The 19,466-nt window shown below is 33.1% G+C and carries 17 protein-coding genes and 1 pseudogene; 15 read left to right on the forward strand and 3 right to left on the reverse strand.

Features of this window, described 5'->3' with window-relative positions; all coding sequences use genetic code 11:
• The first annotated feature begins 210 nt into the window (after nt 1–210).
• From atpB to DMB68_RS09620, 13 genes and pseudogenes are all read left to right on the forward strand, one after another.
• Nucleotides 211–1,374: a F0F1 ATP synthase subunit A gene (atpB, locus tag DMB68_RS09560; protein WP_110346469.1), complete on the forward strand. Its 1,164-nt coding sequence runs from the start codon at nt 211–213 to the stop codon at nt 1,372–1,374.
• A 111-nt stretch (nt 1,375–1,485) separates the two neighbouring features.
• Nucleotides 1,486–1,677, forward strand: coding sequence for an ATP synthase F0 subunit C (gene atpE, locus DMB68_RS09565; protein WP_163396160.1), 192 nt, complete (start codon nt 1,486–1,488; stop codon nt 1,675–1,677).
• Nucleotides 1,678–1,796: 119 nt separating this feature from the next.
• Nucleotides 1,797–2,297, forward strand: a complete 501-nt coding sequence (locus tag DMB68_RS09570) for a F0F1 ATP synthase subunit B (protein ID WP_110346470.1) — start codon at nt 1,797–1,799, stop codon at nt 2,295–2,297.
• Between the two features lie 4 nt (nt 2,298–2,301).
• Entirely contained in the window at nt 2,302–2,835 is a 534-nt protein-coding gene (gene atpH, locus DMB68_RS09575; protein WP_110346471.1) for an ATP synthase F1 subunit delta, read from the forward strand.
• 38 nt (nt 2,836–2,873) lie between these two features.
• Nucleotides 2,874–4,451 (forward strand): F0F1 ATP synthase subunit alpha, encoded by a 1,578-nt coding sequence (gene atpA, locus DMB68_RS09580; protein WP_110346472.1) that lies wholly within the window; start codon nt 2,874–2,876, stop codon nt 4,449–4,451.
• A gap of 92 nt (nt 4,452–4,543) precedes the next feature.
• Nucleotides 4,544–5,404 (forward strand): ATP synthase F1 subunit gamma, encoded by an 861-nt coding sequence (atpG, locus tag DMB68_RS09585; protein ID WP_110346473.1) that lies wholly within the window; start codon nt 4,544–4,546, stop codon nt 5,402–5,404.
• 1,456 nt (nt 5,405–6,860) lie between these two features.
• Nucleotides 6,861–7,310 (forward strand): annotated as a pseudogene (locus DMB68_RS09590) (GNAT family N-acetyltransferase).
• Between the two features lie 89 nt (nt 7,311–7,399).
• Nucleotides 7,400–8,860, forward strand: a complete 1,461-nt coding sequence (locus tag DMB68_RS09595; RefSeq protein ID WP_110346474.1) for a lipopolysaccharide biosynthesis protein — start codon at nt 7,400–7,402, stop codon at nt 8,858–8,860.
• 25 nt (nt 8,861–8,885) lie between these two features.
• Nucleotides 8,886–9,320: a dUTP diphosphatase gene (gene dut, locus DMB68_RS09600; RefSeq protein ID WP_110346475.1), complete on the forward strand. Its 435-nt coding sequence runs from the start codon at nt 8,886–8,888 to the stop codon at nt 9,318–9,320.
• Nucleotides 9,321–9,462: 142 nt separating this feature from the next.
• A complete protein-coding gene (locus tag DMB68_RS09605; protein WP_110346476.1) occupies nt 9,463–10,479 on the forward strand; it encodes a sugar phosphate nucleotidyltransferase in 1,017 nt (338 codons plus the stop codon).
• Nucleotides 10,480–10,512: 33 nt separating this feature from the next.
• Nucleotides 10,513–11,862: a tetratricopeptide repeat protein gene (locus DMB68_RS09610; protein ID WP_110346477.1), complete on the forward strand. Its 1,350-nt coding sequence runs from the start codon at nt 10,513–10,515 to the stop codon at nt 11,860–11,862.
• A gap of 2 nt (nt 11,863–11,864) precedes the next feature.
• Complete coding sequence (locus tag DMB68_RS09615) at nt 11,865–12,641, forward strand: DUF4292 domain-containing protein (protein ID WP_110346478.1); 777 nt, start codon at nt 11,865–11,867, stop codon at nt 12,639–12,641.
• Nucleotides 12,642–12,664: 23 nt separating this feature from the next.
• Nucleotides 12,665–13,939, forward strand: coding sequence for a murein hydrolase activator EnvC family protein (locus tag DMB68_RS09620; protein ID WP_110346479.1), 1,275 nt, complete (start codon nt 12,665–12,667; stop codon nt 13,937–13,939).
• Between the two features lie 98 nt (nt 13,940–14,037).
• Here the strand turns inward: DMB68_RS09620 and DMB68_RS09625 are convergent, their stop codons facing one another.
• From DMB68_RS09625 to DMB68_RS09635, 3 genes are read right to left on the reverse strand one after another with little or no spacing between them, the layout of a single operon-like run.
• Nucleotides 14,038–14,982: a transglutaminase family protein gene (locus DMB68_RS09625; protein WP_110346480.1), complete on the reverse strand. Its 945-nt coding sequence runs from the start codon at nt 14,980–14,982 to the stop codon at nt 14,038–14,040.
• 4 nt (nt 14,983–14,986) lie between these two features.
• Nucleotides 14,987–15,928 carry an alpha-E domain-containing protein gene (locus tag DMB68_RS09630; protein ID WP_110346481.1) on the reverse strand — a complete coding sequence of 314 codons (942 nt, stop codon included), beginning with the start codon at nt 15,926–15,928 and terminating at the stop codon, nt 14,987–14,989.
• Nucleotides 15,929–15,954: 26 nt separating this feature from the next.
• Nucleotides 15,955–17,391: a circularly permuted type 2 ATP-grasp protein gene (locus tag DMB68_RS09635; protein ID WP_110346482.1), complete on the reverse strand. Its 1,437-nt coding sequence runs from the start codon at nt 17,389–17,391 to the stop codon at nt 15,955–15,957.
• Between the two features lie 367 nt (nt 17,392–17,758).
• On the opposite strand from DMB68_RS09635, the gene rbfA reads away from it, so the two are divergent.
• Together rbfA and DMB68_RS09645 are read left to right on the forward strand one after the other, a co-directional pair.
• Nucleotides 17,759–18,151, forward strand: coding sequence for a 30S ribosome-binding factor RbfA (rbfA, locus tag DMB68_RS09640; protein ID WP_110346483.1), 393 nt, complete (start codon nt 17,759–17,761; stop codon nt 18,149–18,151).
• Nucleotide 18,152: 1 nt separating this feature from the next.
• Nucleotides 18,153–19,352, forward strand: coding sequence for an ABC transporter permease (locus tag DMB68_RS09645; RefSeq protein WP_110346484.1), 1,200 nt, complete (start codon nt 18,153–18,155; stop codon nt 19,350–19,352).
• The last annotated feature ends 114 nt before the right edge of the window (nt 19,353–19,466 follow it).

The following is a 19,466-nucleotide window of genomic DNA, read 5'->3' on the forward strand; positions in this document are numbered from 1 at the left end:
CTGTTGAAAAAACTAATTTTTTTATAACATTTATTTTGTTTTTGTTATTTGAGACGCTTATAACTGTCCGATTATTAAATGAAAAGCCTTAAAATAGGGATTCTGTAAAAATAGGTTCAAAAATAATTTTTCATATCCTTTTGAATATTAATAAAAAATGTACCTTTGCACCAAATTTTAGAAACGTAAATAATAAGATTTTCAACAGATATGGTGATTTCAAACAAACCACTCAGATTTATTCTTGTAGCTTTAGTAGCGTGTCTTCCGGCAATGAGTTTTGCAAATTCAGAAAAAGACGCTGCACATGTTCAAACTGAAGTAGCTCACAAAGCTGTTTCGGAAGGTCATCATGAAGGTGGTCATGCAGAACCAACAGATGTAAAATCTAAAATTAAGGCTTTTATTGGTCACCACGTTTTAGATTCTCATGATTTTACTTTGACTCAGGATGATGAAACTGGAAAGTATTATGGTTTTCCATTACCTGTTATTATATGGGATAATGGATTGCATATTTTTTCTTCTTCAAAATTCAATCATGGTCATGCTGTGGCAGAATCAAATGGAAATTTCTACGCGATTAATCATCATGATGGTAAAATATACAGAACAGATGCTACCGGAGAAATTACTGAAGATGAAAAATCAGGTCACCCAACAAATGTTCGTCCTTTAGACTTTTCTATTACTAAAACTGTAGTTTCTATTTTTGCAGCGGCATTATTAATGTTCTGGTTATTTTCAAGCTTAGCAAAATCATATGCTAAAAATGGAGGAATTGCTTCAGGGGCAGGAAGAATTTTCGAACCTTTAGTAGTTTACATTCGTGATGAAGTTGCTATTCCAAATATTGGAGAGAAACACTATAAAAAATATATGAGCTATTTATTGACAATCTTTTTCTTCGTATTGTTTTTAAATATTTTTGGATTAACTCCACTAGGGATTAATGCTACTGGTAACTTAACAATTACATTTTCTTTAGCAATCCTTACTTTCTTAATTACAAATCTTACTGCAAATAAAAATTACTGGGGTCACATTTTCTGGATGCCGGGTGTGCCAAAACCAATGAGAATTATTTTAGCTCCAATTGAATTGTTGGGAGTTTTTATCAAACCGTTTTCATTAATGATTCGTTTGTATGCGAATATCTTTGCAGGTCACATAGTTTTAATGAGTATCATCGGATTAATGTTTATCTTTAAAAGCTGGATTGGAAGCAGTTTATCTTTTGGATTATCATTTGTACTTTCTATACTTGAAATTCTGGTAGCATTTTTACAAGCCTATATTTTTACCATGCTGTCTGCACTTTATTTCGGTTCAGCAGTAGAAGAGCACCATCACGAAGAAGGAGCTCACCATTAAGTCGAAAGTCAATATGAAAAGTCTGAAAGTTTAATATTGTTACTTTAGAACTTTAAGACTTTGAAACTTTAGACTATTTAAGAAGAATGTTTAATTTTTAATTTATATATTATGGAAATTCCAAATATCGTTGGAGCAGGATTAATCGTAATCGGAGCAGCATTAGGAATTGGTAGAATCGGTGGTTCGGCAATGGACGCTATCGCTCGTCAGCCAGAAGCTTCTGGAAAAATCCAAACAGCTATGCTTATCGCTGCTGCACTTATTGAAGGTATTGGTTTCGCTGCATTATTCGCTGCTTAATTAAAATACAAAAAAACAATAGTTGCAACGGTTGGTTGTAACTATTGTTTTAAAATTTAAACATTGAAATTGCTTAGTGCAATTAAAAAGACATAATTTAAAATTTATAATCATATATAATGGATAAGTTAATATATCAGTTTGAGTTCGGTTTATTCTTCTGGCAAATACTAATATTTGTTGGATTAATTCTTTTGTTGAAAAAATTCGCATGGAAACCAATTCTTGATGCAGTAAATGACAGAGAACAAGGGATTAAAGATGCATTGCTTTCTGCTGAAAACGCAAGACAGGAAATGCAAAATTTGCAGGCTGACAATCAAAGAATTTTGAACGAAGCTCGTGCAGAACGTGACGCGATGTTGAAAGAAGCTCGTGAAATGAAAGAGCAAATGATTGCTGATTCTAAAAACGAAGCACAAGCACAAGGTCAAAAAATGATTGAGCAGGCAAAAGCGGCTATCGAAAGTGAAAAAAATGCTGCTATGGCTGAATTGAAATCTCAGGTTTCAACTTTATCATTAAGCATCGCTGAAAAATTATTGAAAGAAGAATTATCTAACAAAGAATCTCAAACTAAATTAGTAGAGAAAATGTTAGGTGACGTAAAGCTAAACTAAGATCATGGCAAGTACAAGAGCAGCAATTCGTTATGCAAAAGCAATTCTGGACTTAGCAAACTCTAAAGGTGTTGCCGAAGTTGTTAATAACGATATGAAATTAATCGCTTCTACGATTGATACAAATTCAGAATTGAGTGACTTTATTCAAAACCCAACTACAAGGGTAGAAGTTAAAGAAAGTGCTCTTTTAGAAGTTTTTGCAAATGTAAATGGTGTAACTAAAGGTTTGTTTCATTTATTATTCGAAAACAAAAGATTTGAAATTTTAGAAGCAATTGCAGTAGAATACAGCAAAGTATTTGATGAAGGCAACGGAATAGAAGTAGCAAAAGTTACGACAGCAATCCCAATGGACGCTGCTTTAGAAGCTAAAGTTTTAGCTAAAATTGCAACTTTGTCAGATAAAAAAATAACAATTGAGAATATAGTAGATCCATCGATTATTGGAGGATTTATTTTAAGAATAGGTGATCAGCAATACAACGCTTCAGTTGCAAACAGGTTACAAGTATTAAAGAGAGAGTTAAGTAATTAGTTTTTATAACACAAAAAGTGTCTAAATTATAAATTAAGATGGCGGAAATCAAACCTGCTGAAATTTCAGCAATATTAAGAAAGCAAGTAGAAGGTTTTGAATCTGGTGCTACGCTAGAGGAAGTAGGAACAGTACTTCAGGTTGGAGATGGTATTGCTCGTATTTACGGGTTATCAAATGTACAATATGGTGAGTTAGTTGAATTTGATAACGGACTTGAAGCTATTGTATTGAACCTTGAAGAAGATAATGTAGGTGTGGTACTTTTAGGACCATCAACTGGTATAAAAGAAGGATCAACAGCAAAAAGAACTCAACGTATTGCTTCTCTTAAAGTAGGTGAGCAAATGGTAGGACGTGTAGTAAACACTCTTGGTTTTCCAATTGATGGAAAAGGACCAATCGGTGGAGACTTATACGAAATGCCTTTAGAAAGAAAAGCTCCTGGAGTTATCTTCCGTCAGCCAGTTACTGAACCATTACAAACAGGAGTAAAAGCAGTAGATGCTATGATCCCGGTTGGTCGTGGACAACGTGAGCTTGTAATTGGTGACCGTCAGACAGGTAAATCAACTGTTTGTTTGGATACTATCTTAAATCAAAAAGAATTTTACGATGCAGGAAAACCTGTATTTTGTATATATGTTGCAATTGGGCAAAAAGCTTCAACTGTAGCAGGAATCGCTAAAATGTTAGAAGAAAAAGGGGCAATGGCTTATACAGTTATTGTTGCAGCTAATGCTTCTGACCCGGCTCCAATGCAAGTTTATGCTCCTTTCGCAGGTGCTGCAATTGGAGAATACTTTAGAGATTCAGGTCGTCCAGCTTTAATTGTCTATGATGATTTGTCTAAACAAGCTGTTGCTTACCGTGAGGTTTCGCTTTTATTAAGAAGACCACCGGGACGTGAGGCATATCCTGGAGACGTTTTCTACTTACACTCTCGTTTATTAGAGCGTGCTTGTAAAGTAATTGCTGATGACGGAATTGCTAAAAACATGAACGATTTACCAGATTCTATCAAGTCTATCGTAAAAGGTGGCGGTTCATTAACTGCATTGCCAATTATCGAAACTCAGGCTGGTGACGTTTCTGCATATATCCCAACAAACGTAATTTCGATTACAGATGGTCAGATTTTCCTTGATGGAGATTTGTTTAACTCTGGAGTTCGCCCTGCTATCAACGTAGGTATCTCTGTATCTCGTGTTGGAGGTAATGCTCAAATTAAATCAATGAAAAAAGTTTCTGGAACTTTAAAATTAGACCAGGCTCAATTCCGTGAATTAGAAGCTTTCGCTAAATTTGGTTCTGATTTGGATTCTGTTACTTTAAACGTAATTGAAAAAGGAAAAAGAAACGTTGAAATCTTAAAACAAGGTTTAAATGATCCTTATACGGTAGAAAACCAAGTAGCTATTATCTACGCAGGTTCTAAAAACTTATTAAGAAACGTTCCTGTAAATAAAGTAAAAGAATTTGAAGCTGATTTCTTAGCTTACTTAAACAGCAAACATAAAGATACGCTTAACGCATTGAAAGCTGGTAAGTTAGATGATAACATTACAGATGTTATTGAAAAAGCAGCAAAAGAAATTTCAGCGAAATATAACTAATAAGACAATTAGATAATTAGATAATTAGAGATGTCCAGGGACATTTTCTAATTATCTAATTGACTAATTATCAAATTTTCTAATTAGAAAAAATGGCAAATTTAAAGGAAATCCGTAATAGAATTACTTCCGTTTCATCGACGATGCAGATTACATCGGCAATGAAAATGGTTTCTGCTGCAAAGCTTAAGAAAGCACAAGATGCAATCACTGCAATGCGCCCTTATGCCGAGAAATTAACAGAGTTGCTTCAAAATCTTTCTGCTACATTAGAGGGCGAAGTTGGAGGAGATTATACAACTCAACGTGAAGTAAAAAAAGTATTGCTTGTAGCGATAACTTCAAACAGAGGTTTATGTGGTGCATTTAATACGAATGTAATTAAAGAAATAAAAAATCGTACTGAATTTTACGCCGGTAAACAAGTTGATGTTTTTCCTATTGGGAAAAAAGGAAATGATGTTTTAGCAAAAACGCATAAAGTTCACGGTCATCATAATGGAATTTTTGATCATTTGACTTTCGATAATGTTGCTAATATTGCAGATAATTTAACTGAAAAATTCGTATCCGGAGAATACGACAGAATCGAATTGGTTTACAATCAGTTTAAAAATGCTGCAACTCAAATTGTTCAGGTTGAGCAGTTTTTGCCTTTAGCTCCAATTAAATCTGACAAATCAGTTTCTGCTGGAGATTACATTTTCGAACCTTCAAAAGAAGAAATTGTATTGACTTTGATTCCTAAATCATTGAAAACACAATTGTATAAAGGTATTCGTGATTCATTTGCTTCAGAGCACGGAGCACGTATGACAGCAATGCATAAAGCAACTGACAACGCAACAGAATTAAGAAACCAATTAAAATTGACTTATAATAAAGCACGTCAGGCAGCTATTACGAACGAGATCTTAGAGATTGTTGGTGGTGCTGAAGCCTTGAATGGATAGTTTTAAAATAAATGCAAAAAAAAAGAGCCTGTATAATAGGCTCTTTTTTTTTATTTTAAGAATTCCCCATAATTCTTAAAATAAGATTTTAAAATGGTGATTCCTGAGAATTCTTTTCCCAAGAATCAGTTCCATTTTAAAGATTTTAGTGGAATTATCCACTTTGCTTTGTCTTTTATGGGAACAAACTAGCTTTATCAATCCCAGTGCTCTGTTTTTCTAAGGGTTACATATCAGCTGTATCAATCCCTTGCTTTGTTTTTGTGTGGGAACAAACTAGCTTTATAAATCCCATGCTTTGTTTTTTTAAAGGGTTACACATCAGCTGTATCAATCCCATGCTCTGTTTTTTAAAGGGTTACATATTAGCTATATCAATCCCTATGCTTTGTTTTTATGGGAACAAATTAGCTTTATTATCCCAATGCTCTGTTTTTTAAAGGGTTACATATTTAGCTATATCAATCCCTTGCTTTGTTTCTATGGTACAAATAGCTAAATCTTCCTGGCTCTGTTTTTTTAAATAGGTTACATATCAGCTGTATCAATCCTATTGTGCTTTGTTTTTTATGGGAACAAAAGTAGCTTTATCAACCCTTGCTTTGTTTTTTTTGAAGGGTTACATATCAGCTGTATCAATCCCTTATTTTACAATTTTTTTCTAAAAATATTTACTTTTTTAGTATTACAAATATTTAATTATATTATTAAAACCACAATACCCACATTTAGTGATTTTTTAATTTTGTTTGTTACACTTTGTTACATAAATTTAAAACATTGAATTTCTTTAGGTTATGTAGTGTTTGTCTCTTTGTTACATAATTATTACACGGAATAATGTGTAAATTCTTATTAAGAGTTGTTATAAATAGTTGTGATTTTAAAATTTAAAAAATTAATTCTCAGTTGAGAAATTAAAAAATAATTAGAAATTTTATTAAAATGAATAAAAACACTGTTTAGGTTTTTAATCCAATATTAATAAACAAAGCGTCAACAATAATAATTAGTTGGCTCTTTAATAAATACTATAATTGTTTGATTTTTTCAGGACTTATAAAATGGTGATCCTCAACTTCCCCAAAAAATTGAGAATCAATACCATTTTATAAAATAATAACAGATTGAGATCTGTAGTGCTTTGTCTTTTATGGGAACAAACTAGCTTTATTAGTCCCAGTGCTCTGTTTTTTTAAGGGTTACATTTCAGCAGAATCAATCCCTGTGCTTTGTCTTTCATGGGAACAAACAAGCTTTATTAGTCCCAGTGCTTCCTTTTTTATAAGGGTTGTATTTAGCTTTCTCAATCCCTGTGAAGCAAATTTAAGAAGCTTGTAAGAAAAAAATCTTACATAATTTTCTGCAAATATTTACATATTTCACATGTTTGCTTTTGAATTATATAAAATGCAACAAAAAAAATTAAGTATTTTTGTGTTTATTTTATATTGCGATGGAACTAAAAAGAGTACAAGAATTAACGCAAATCCCTGAGATGCTGACTCAAATCGAGACTATGAGATTTCTTTATCCCAATCTTTCGGTTGAAAAATATGAAACTTATCTTTCTCAAATGGTGCCTCACAATTATATACAAATTGCGGTTTTTGAAAATGAAATTTGTTTGGGAATTACCGGGTGTTGGTCTGCAACAAAATTATGGACAGGGAAATATCTCGAAATAGATAATTTTGTTGTAAATCCTAAACACAGATCAAAAGGCATAGGGAAATTGTTGACAGATTACATTGAGCAAAAAGCTTTGGCTTTAGATTGCAGTACTATTGTTTTGGATGTCTTTACATGAAATTTTGCCGCACACCGTTTTTACTACAATCAGGGTTATGGTCCAAAAGGATTTCATTTTGTTAAAATATTAGATGAAAATAAACTGACATTATAATTTTATAATGCGTTTTTATTGAATTAAGAAAACAATATTAACCAAAGAAATGGTTATTTTTGTTTTATAAACTTATTACAAAAAATATTTTGGGATTATATAAAAATCTATTTAAACAAACCGCTATTTACGGATTAGCAACCGTTTTACCCCGAATGCTAAGCTTTTTATTAGTGCGACTTTATACAGGCATTTTACCTACTGCTGAATATGGTGAAGTTTCAATCGTTTTATCATGGATGGTTTTCTTTAATGTTATACTTTCTTATGGAATGGAAACCGCTTTTTTTAGATTCTACAGCGCTGAAGATGATAAAAAAAATGTAATTGCCACAGCAACGATATCCGTATTTTGGACTTCAATAGGATTTTTATTCGCTGCTTTAATTTTTAGAAACACTTTGGCTAACTGGGCTGAAGTTGATACGCAATATGTTACATATTCTGTATGGATATTGGTTTTGGATGCTTTGGTGTTAGTACCATTTTCTAAATTAAGGGCTAATCAGAGACCAATGGTTTATGCTGCCATAAAAATTGGAAATGTAATTATAAATCTTTTGTTGAACATCTTTTTCTTATTGTATTTACCAAAACTCGCAGCTGAAAATCCAAACTCTGTCTGGGATAATTTATATATCGAAAATTTCCAGATTGCTTATATTTTCATTGCAAATCTTTTGGCGAGTTTAGCTACATTTATTGTATTATCGCCAAATTATCTTTCACTTGGAAGAAGATTTGATCCTGTACTTTGGAAAAAAATGATGAAATATGGTTTGCCAATTCTTGTTGCCGGAATTGCATTTGCCGTTAATGAACATTTTGATAAAATTTTATTGGGTTATTTATTACCTGAAAACTTAGCGAAGTCAGAAGTTGGGGCATATTCTGCCTGTTATAAGTTGGGCCTGTTTATGGTTTTGTTTGCAACAGCTTTCAGACTTGGGATAGAGCCTTTCTTTTTCAGTCACGCCAAAAATGAAAATGCGCCACAAACCTATGCCGTTATCACTAAATATTTTGTGATTTTAGGATCACTAATTTTATTAGGAGTTATTGTTTTTGCAGATATTTTAAAACTCCTTTTACTTGATAATAAATCCTATTGGGAAGCTATGAAAGTAGTTCCATTAATTATTCTGGCCAATTTTTTCTTAGGCATTTATAATAATTTATCAGTTTGGTACAAGTTGACAGACAAAACAAGAATCGGAGCCTACATCTCTATTGTTGGGGCTATTGTAACATTACTTTTAAATTATTTATTGATTCCGAAATATAGTTATTACGGTTCAGCAATTGCAACAATTTCTGCTTACGGAAGCATGATGCTGATTTCTTATATTTTAGGAAACAAATATTACCCTATCCCTTATGATATGAATAAAATTGGAGCTTATTTGGGAATTTCAATTGTATTTTCGGCTATCTCATTTTATATGTTTAGAGAAAATTATTTTGTTGGAATACCGTTATTTTTAGCATTCATTTATTTTGTTTATCATAACGAAAAAGACACTATCAAAGGAATTATGAATAGAAAGTAATGCCTTTTAACCTTTAAAATTGAAAATGAAAATACAAATTATCAATAGATCACAGCACGATTTACCAAATTACGAAACAATTGCTTCGGCAGGTATGGATTTACGTGCCAATTTAACTGAAGCTATCACTTTAAAGCCATTAGGAAGAACCATTGTAAAAACAGGCCTTTTTATTGAGTTGCCAATTGGTTACGAAGCACAGGTTAGACCAAGAAGCGGTCTGGCAGCTAAAAAAGGCGTAACAGTTTTAAATTCTCCGGGAACGGTTGATGCTGATTACAGAGGTGAAATAGGTGTGATTTTAGTAAATTTATCAAACGAAGATTTTGTAATAGAAAACGGAGAGCGAATTGCACAATTAATTATTGCCAAACACGAAAGAGCCGAATGGATTGAAGTTGAAGAATTATCAGAAACTTCAAGGGGCGAAGGCGGATTTGGAAGCACAGGCGTGAAATAATTTTCAGTTATCTGTTTTAGTTTATGCTAAATAAGTAGATAAAGCTTAGTTTGCATATTGAAAAACCTTTAACTTTTGCCTTTAAAATTTGAACCAAACCAAGGAGATTTTTCAAGTCTTCCCATAAAAAATAAATACAAAAATGAAAATAATCGTTCCAATGGCAGGTCGCGGATCGAGACTAAGACCTCATACTTTAACAGTTCCAAAACCATTAATTCCTGTTGCAGGAAAATCTATAGTACATCGTCTGGTTGAAGATATCGCCAAAATATTAAAAGAACCAATTGAAGAAGTTGCCTTTATTTTAGGTGATGAGGCTTTTTTCGGAGATGATGTTGTAGCAAGTTTACAGGATTTAGCTCAGGGTTTAGGAGCAAAAGCATCCATTTATCGTCAGGATTTACCATTAGGAACAGGTCATGCAATTATGTGCGCCAAGGATTCTTTATCCGGACCGGCCGTAATCGCTTATGCAGATACTTTAATCAGAGCCGATTTTGAACTCGATCCAGCAGCAGATTCCGTAATTTGGGTAAAACAAGTAGATCATCCGGAAGCATTTGGAGTAGTAAAATTAAACGGTAATAATGAAATTATAGAATTGGTAGAAAAACCAAAAGAGTTCGTAAGTGATTTAGCCGTTATCGGAATTTACTATTTTAAAGAAGTTGGTGAGTTGAAAAAAGAACTTCAGGGCGTTTTGGATAATAATATTCAAAATGGAGGAGAGTATCAAATCAACGACGGAATTAAGGCAATGATGGCTAATGGAAAAGTTTTCAAAACCGGAAGCGTTGACGAATGGATGGACTGCGGCAATAAAGATGTAACGGTTGAAACAAATTCAAGAATGTTAGGTTTTTTACATAATGATGGAGAACATTTAGTGGATTATAATGTGACTTTAGAAAATTCAACCATTATTCCGCCTTGTTATATTGGTGAAAATGTAGTGTTGAAAAATACAACTGTTGGTCCAAATGTTTCTTTAGGAAAAGGAACACGTGTTGAAAACAGTACTATTAAAAACAGCTTGGTTCAGACCAGTTCACATATAAAAAATGCTGATCTGGATAATGCAATGATTGGAAATCATGTGAGTTATGATGGGAAATTCAAAAGCATCAGTATTGGTGATTATTCTGTTTTTGAATAAAAAATGGTAATTTGAAATGAAATTATGTAAATGATGAAAAAGAAGGTTTTAGTAATTTTATTCTTCGTTTTGCTTGGCAATTCAGTTTCGGTTATGGCACAAACAGAACCCGAAGATATTGCTGTAGCTACTGATGAATATCAGGACTCTTTTTATGAATCATTAAAACAGAAAGGAATTGAAAATTATGACAAAGCAATTGTTTCTCTTGAAAAATGTATCAAATTAAAATCCAATGATGCCGTTGCTTATTTTGAATTAGGGAAAAATTATTTAAAGTTAAAGGAGTATCAAAATGCTCAGAATGCATTTGAAAAAGCGATTCAGATAGATTCCAAAAATAAATGGTACTGGCTGGGAGTTTACGATGTAAGTTTTGAAACCAAAAATTATCCGCTCGCAATTGAAACGATCCAGAAAATTATTCAATTTGACGAAGAATATAAAGACGATTTGATTTCATTATATATGATTACCAATCAGTTTGAAAAAGCACTTCTGGCAATTAATGAGATGAATGATAAGTTCGGAAAATCGGATGATCGTGAAAGATACAAGCAGCAGATTTTATCTCAGGGAAAATTTCAAAATACCGAAATAGACAATTTAATCAGTCAGATTAAATTAAACCCTAAAGAAGAATCCAATTATGTTAACCTGATTTTGTTATATTCAAAAACAGCAGAAACAGATAAAGCTTTGGATATTGCAAAACAATTGGCAAAGGAAATCCCAACCTCAGAATGGGCGCAGCTAAGTTTGTTTAAAGCATATTTAGATCAAAATCAGGCGGACAAAGCGATAAAATCAATGAATTTTATTTTATCCAATCCAAAAATTGATTCTAAAATTAAGCACAGAACACTGAATGAATTTTTGATTTACGTGAATAAAAATCCGCAATACGGACCGGATCTGGAAAAAGCGATTGGTTATTTTGATAACGATCCAAACGTAGATGTTGCCAAAGAAATTGGAAAATTTTATCATAGTAAAAACCAATTTGAGAATGCGATTAAATATTATGAAAAAGATTTAAGCGCCAATTCAGATACAGATCGTGAAACCAATTTGCTTTTGCTTGAAGCGTATTCACAAGCAAAACAATTTGTGCCTATGACTAAAAGAGCGATGACTATGATTGAAGTTTATCCAAGTCAGCCGCAATTTTATTATTATGCAGGATTAGGAAATAATCAACTGCAGCAATTTAAGAATGCAAAAACCGTTTTAGAAATGGGACTTGATTATGTTGTGGATGATAAAAAGATGGAAGCAAATTTTAATATTCAGTTAGGAGAGGCGTACAATGGATTGGGTGATGCTAAGAAAAAAGAGGAATACTTTTTGAAAGCAAATGAGTTATTAAAACAAAAAAAGTAAACATGAAAAAATATATAGCAATACTATTAGTAACAATTTTAATGATTTCGTGTAAATCAAAAGCTGTTGCGGTTCAAAATAGTAATACAGAAACGGCAGCCAAAATTGACAATAAAACGGTAGAAAAGCATTACGAAAACAAATTGGATTTTTCTACCTTATATATTAAAGCAAGTGCAAAGTATGAAGATGAAAAGCAAAGTCAAAATGTAACGGCTGAAATTAAAATTGAAAAAGACAAGCAAATTTTAGTAAGTATTCGTTTTCTTGGAATCACAATGGCAAAGGCGTTAATTACGACAACTACCGTAAGTTACTACGAAAAAATTAAAGGCAGTTATTATGAAGGTGATTTTACAAGTTTAAGCAAATGGCTTGGAACCGAACTGGATTATAATAAAGTACAAAATTTATTAGTGGGAGAAGCTTTGGACGATTTAAGAAAAGGAAAGTATACACAAACTATTGTAGAAAACCTGATTCGTTTAGAAGATGAAAAAGAAACCAATCTTAAAAAAACGTTTTTTTTAGAACCTGAAAAATATCTGCTTCAAAAAGAACAAATTTCACAGGCTGCAGAAAACATACAGTTAGAAATTAAATATTCTGATAATAAAGTTTTTAATCAGGGAACGCTTCCGACCAGTATTGAAATTAATGCGATTCAGCCGAAAGGGAAAACAGATATTAATTTGAATTACAATACAATTTCGTTTAATGAAGAACTTTCTTTTCCATATAGTGTCCCAAGTGGCTATAAAAAAATTATAATTAAGTAAATTTGCAAAAAGATAACAGAAAAATGCCAAAATTTCTCCTAAGCCTAATTTTTATTTGCGCCACAACTTTTGTGTGGGCACAGGACTCGCAACAAGAAAAACTGGAAGAGCGAAAAGCCCAGATTCAGCAGGAAATCCGAGACAACGAAAAAATGCTTCAGTCAGTTCGAAAAAAGGAGAAGTCTGCGGTAAATGAGTATTTAATCCAAGCCAATAAAATCAGACTAAAAGAGAAGCTGATCAATACTACGGCTAAGCAGGATAGGCTTTTAAGCAATGATATGTATATTAATCAGTTGAAAGTAAATAAGCTTAAAAGAGAATTAAAAGTACTAAAGGAAGATTATTCTAAAATGATCCTTAAATCATACAAAAGCCGTTCTGAACAAAGCAGGGCTATGTTTATTTTATCTTCAGAAAGTTTTTTGCAAGCTTACAAAAGAGCACAATATTTAAAGCAATATACCAATTTCAGAAAAAACCAAGGGTTGGAAATTCAGTCTAAAACTGCGGAGTTAGTTGATTTTAATGCTAAATTAAATGGGCAGCGACAGGTAAAGAAAAAGATCATTGCTGAAAATCAGAAAGAAAAACAAAGCTTAGAAGTTGAAAAGAAAGAACAACAAAAGCTGGTTAATTCGATTAAAAAAGACAAGAATAAAATTATTGCTGATACGAAAGCGAAGCAGAAGGAATCAAAAGCAATTGATGCAAAAATTAAGCAATTGATACGTGCTGCTATTGCTGAAGCAAATAGAAAAGCGGAAGAAGAAAGACGAAAACGAATAGCAGAAGGTAAAAGCACTGAAAGTAGTGAACCAGCTCCGGCTAAAAGTTATTCATCAGATAAAATCGCATTAACACCGGAAAACAAAATTTTAGCAGCTGATTTTAAGGCAAACAGAGGAAAATTACCATGGCCAGTAGAAAAAGGATTTATATCTCTTGGTTACGGAGATCAGCCACATCCGGTATATCCGTCACTGACCGTTCATAATTCAGGAGTAGAGATTACTACTGAACAGGGAGCAACAGCCCGTGCTGTGTTTGAAGGAGTAGTTTCAAAAGTTATAGCATTGTCTCCTGTAAACAGAGCTGTATTTATTCAGCATGGAGATTATTTCACCGTTTATCAAAACCTGAGTTCGGTATCTGTGGAGCAAGGGGATAAAGTTAAAGTAAAACAAAGTATTGGAAAAGTAAGAACTAGTGGTGATACAGGCAAAACAGTAATTAAGTTTTTGATTCTTCAAAACACATCAAATAATAATCCGGAAGGATGGTTACAAAACAGATAAAAAAAGGAGCTCAATGAAGCTCCTTTTTTTATGATTTGGTTTTAAATTTTTGTTATTAAAATTTGCCAGTTGAAATTTGCCATTGCCATTGAAATTTATCATTGTTGCTGCTGCAGTTGATCCATATAATTTAATTGGTCTTGTACATTCGAGGACACTTCCTGAAGTTTCACATCGTTTATTTCTTCAAATTGTCTGCCATCTTCGTATCCAATAGAAACACAAACAGAAAGTGTTTGTCTGGCAAGTCCTTTAAAAGTTCCTTTTATTGGAGTACAGTCACTAAAATTTCTTCCTACCGAAAGACGTACATGATTGTCCATTGTCCAGATATTATTGGTTGGATCTAAACCTAGCCAGCCCTGGGTTTTGGTATAAATTTCTACCCAGGCATGAGTAGCGCCTTCACCCCGAAGTCCGCTTTCGTTGGGACAAATATAACCGCTTACATATCTGGAAGGAATACCGGCTGTTCGCAAAAGATGCAGTAAAACATGTGCAAAATCCTGACAAACCCCTTTTTTGAGCATTAAAATTTCATCAACTGTTGTTTCAATATTGGTGATTCCTTTGGTATACTTAAAATTTTCAAAAACATAGGTATTGCACTGTTGGGCAATTTCAATTATGGATTTATCTTCTATGCCTATTTTTTCTAATATGCTTTCAATTTCTACTTGTTTTTCGATTTTATCAATGTAGCAGAGGCGTAATAATAAAATACTTTTTTCTTTTTCGGTCTGGATATCTTTCACGGAAGTGGAATCCATTTTGGGAATTTTGAGCGAATGATTTACCCTAACCAGCATTCGGGATTCAATAGTCATTTCGGTATGAGTGTCTAAGACATTAAAATTGCCAACACGGTTTCCATAATAATCCTGAGAGATATCAACGTTAGGTGCATGAGTAATTAAAAGCTGATATTGCAATACTTCCTGGTTTTCAAAATGATGAGGAAACAAACGGATTTCATTAATGCTTTCTTTTATGGGATAATTATATTGGTATTTTGTGAGGTGAACTATTTTAAAAAGCGCCATATTGTTAGGTGTAAGAAAAGAATAATTTGGAAAAATCTGTCGAAAACTGAATTAGCTGGTTTTTTGTATTTCGCAAAACATCCTCTAATTCCTGATTGGTGAGGTGTTGATAATCTGTAAATTCAATGTAACTTTTCAATCGTCCAAATTGATTCATTAATGTTCGGGCTTCGCTTAAATCAGTGTTTTTAAACAAGCAGTCCAAATAGGTATTAATAAAATCCAGCGTGTAGATTACAGAGTGTGCAAAATCCATATTAAAAATTACCTGATGGACGACTTTTCGATTATGAGAGATATTGCTATAACTTTTCAGATATAATTCGTATCCCGAAAGTGACAACAATAATCTTCGCCAATAGATCAAATCTTCTTCGCCCTCAAGATTGTAATTGATAGGAGCAAAGTAAGCCTGAGTCATCGATATGGTCTGAAGACATCTTTCAATATGCTTTCCAATGCTCGAAAAACACCAGCCTAAACCGCGTGGCATAGTAACTTGCAGGATTCCATTGTAGAGCAATAAATCCTTATTGAGTTTTGTGATTACGCTTAAAGCATCAGAAGTTTCGAGTTTTTTTGGTAAATCAGGCGAGTTCATAAAATGATACATAGAATTTATATGCTCCCACAATTCTTTGGTAATTTTATCCTGAGAACCTCTGGCATTTTCGCGAGCTTTTACCACTAGGTTTTTTACTGAATTGTCATTTTGGTTATCACAAATTATATATTTCAATACATGAGGTGTGTCATATTGTATAGAATGAATTTTGGCCTTAGACAAATTAGTGTAATATTCTAAGAGCGGTTTGTAGCCCTGAGAATCATTAATTTCTTTATCGAAAGATAAAATATAGGAAGTGTTTAAGGTAAGTAACATTCCGTCTGTTCTTTCCATATATCGGTTAAGCCAAAACATTCCATCAGCAACTCTACTAAGCATATCTTTTATTTTTGAATGTTTATAATTTATTTAATTATCCAGGTATCTTTACTTCCGCCACCCTGAGATGAGTTTACAACCAGAGAACCTTCTGTGAGCGCCACTCGGGTTAAACCGCCCGGAACAATCTGAACTCCTTTCGGTCCGCATAAAGCATAAGGCCTTAAATCGACGTGGCGCAATTTAAGTTGTCCATCAATTAGACACGGAACCGTGCTGAGTTGAATGATGGGCTGTGCAATAAAATTTCGGGGATTGTTGGTGATCGCAATTTTTGCTTCGTCCATTTCTTCCTGAGTTGCTTTGTTCCCCATTATCATTCCGTACCCGCCACTTTGGTTGGTTTCTTTGATAACCATATTTTCCATGTTGGCAAAAACATGCTCACGTTCGTCTAAATTTTCCATTCGATAAGTAGGAACATTTTTCAGAATTGGTTCTTCGTTCATGTAATATTTAATCATATCGGGTACATACGCGTAAACGGCTTTGTCATCTGCGACTCCATTTCCTACGGCATTAACCAATGCCACATTTCCCTGGCGATAAGCACTGATCAAACCAGGAACACCAAGCGCGCTGTCCGGTTTAAAAACCAAAGGATCCAGATATTCATCATCCAGACGTCTGTAAATCACATCAACCTGTTGTAATCCTGAAGTCGTTTTCATGTACACTTTACTATTGTTAACCACCAAATCCCGACCTTCAACAAGCGGAATTCCCATTTGGCGCGCCAGATAACTATGCTCATAATAAGCAGAGTTATAAACACCGGGAGTCAGCAAAACAACATTTGGATTCGAAACATTCCGGGGTGAAAGTGAAACAAGAATACTGTGAAAAATCATAGGATAATTGCTTACCATACTCACATGATTTGACGAAAGCATATCCGGAAAAATTCGTTTGGTGATTTCACGGTTTTCCAGCATATAACTCACACCGCTCGGACATCGCAAATTGTCTTCCAAAACATAGAATTCTCCTTTTGCTCCTCTGATCAAATCGATTCCTGCAATATGCACATGAATGTTGTGGGGCACTTTTATGCCCTGAACTTCCTGAATATAATGCGGACAGGAAGCAATTAATCCGGCTGGAATAATTCCGTCTTTTATAATGTTTTGCTCATTATAAATATCTTCCAAAAATAAATTTAATGCCAGTAAACGCTGTTTGATTCCTGATTCTATTTCTAACCAGTCTTCTTGTGTGATGATTCTCGGAATAATATCAAACGGAAATATTCGCTCAATCCCATTTTCATCATCACTGTAAACCGTAAAAGTAATTCCCTGATTCATGAATAAATCAGAAGCTTGTTTTTGTTTACTGGTCAGCGTTTTATGATTCAAACTTTGCAGAGTTTGAAAAACCTGACGGTAAGAATCCCGAACACCTTTGTTAGAAAACATTTCGTCCCAACCTTTATAATTTAAACTGGGTGCTAATTTCGCCATAATTCAATTATTAAATAAATATCATTTTAAGTGTTTTGATGAAAATTATTCATTTTTTTAATCCAAAATACAACTTTTAATGCTTACTAATTTTATTTTTAATGTGAATTTTATAATTTATACCAGATTCGTTTTTTGAGGTTTTAATTTTGAAAATTTTCTTTTTTAAGGCTGTGTTTTTTTGAGATTTGATATCACTAAAAAACATTTCGGATGATTTGAATGTTTTTTTAAACAGAAATAAAAGAATTGAATTTTAGAATCAAATAGTAGAAATTTGATCAAAGCAGCATTAATCGTATAAAAATCATTTGATTGTTGAATATGAAATTGCAACGATTGAATTTAAAAATAGTATTTTTGCACTATGGAAACAAACAGACAGAAAAAAATAGGCGGTGTCATCCAAAAAGATTTGGTTGATATTTTGCAAGGTGAAGTGAGAAAAAACGGAATTAATAATTTAGTAATTTCGGTATCCAAAGTTAGTGTTACTACAGATTTATCTGTGGCGACCGTGTATTTAAGTATTTTTCCACAAGAAAAAGCAAAAGAAACTTTAGAAGGAATAAAATCGAATTCAACTTTAATAAAACACGATTTATCTCAGCGTGTACGTTTGCAATTGCGTCGTGTACCAAACCTGGTGTTTTTTATCGATGACTCTTTAGATTATATCGAGAAAATTGACAACGCTTTGTCAAACAGAGAAAACCCGATTGAAAACCGTGATCTTTTAGAAAAAAGAAGAAAATCATAAATTGAATTTTCCCCTTTACATAGCCAAACGTTATATTTTTAGCAGAAGTAAAAACAATGCTATAACTATTATCAACCGAATTGCCAGCATGGGAATCATTGTTGGCACCATGGCTTTGTTTGTGGTTTTATCCGTTTTTAGCGGATTGAAAGTTTTTAGTCTTTCATTCACCAACGAAATTGACCCTGATTTAAAAATGACCAGCACCTATGGAAAGTCATTTTTGGTTACACCTGATCAGGAAATTCAAATTAAGAAAATAGAAGGAGTTGCTTCATACACCAAAATTATAGAAGAACGTGTTTTGTTTTTGTTTAAAGACAAACAGCAGGTTACTTATTTAAAAGGCGTTGACAGCCTTTATCCTGTTGTAAACGATATCAAAAAAAAGCTTTTTAATGGGCAATGGTTAAAACCGGATAGCTATCAGGTTGTAATTGGATACGGAATTGCGCAGGATTTTTCGATGGGAATTCTGGATTTTGAAAATCCGTTGCAGGTCTTTGCTCCAAAACCGGGAAAAGGAGCAATCGAAAATCCTGCAGAAGCTTTTAACAAAACAGATGTATTGCCTGTTGGAATTTATTCTATCAGCGAAGAACTGGATTCGAAATATGTATTTGCTGATTTAGGTTTGGTACAGGAATTATTAATGTATAAAACCAATCAGATTTCGGGTATCGAATTAAAATTCAAGCCGAATGCTGATGAAGAATCCATCAAATCTGAACTGAAAAAGATTTTCAAAAATAAAGTTACCTTAAAAAACAGAGCCGAACTTAATGAGTCATTATATAAAATGCTCAATACTGAAAACATAGTGGTTTATCTGATTTTTACACTCGTAATAATTGTGGCACTGTTTAATTTGGTCGGCGCTTTGATTATGATGATTTTAGAAAAGAAAGGAAACTTAAAAACCCTTTTTAATTTAGGAACTGAAATTAATCATCTTCGAAAAATATTTTTGCTTCAGGGAACTTTACTCAGTGTTTTTGGAGGTATAATTGGTCTTGTTTTGGGTATGATTTTAGTATTGCTGCAACAGCAATACGAACTGATTATGATTACGCCAACTTTGGCCTATCCAGTTGTTTTTTCTTTAGAAAATGTACTTATTGTGATGACAACTATTGTTAGTCTTGGTTTTGTGGCTTCCTTAATTGCCAGCAGCCGTGTAAGTAAAAAGTTGTTGGATTAATATTTCTTTCCAAAAAATACTTATATTTACCGCCTGAAAATTCTACAGCATATGATAGTTTCTGCCTAATCCTATTTTATTTTTTGAATAATTAGGATACTTACACTTACTTCT

The sequence above is a fragment of the Flavobacterium hydrophilum genome (genome assembly GCF_003202405.1).
Lineage (GTDB): Bacteria > Bacteroidota > Bacteroidia > Flavobacteriales > Flavobacteriaceae > Flavobacterium > Flavobacterium hydrophilum.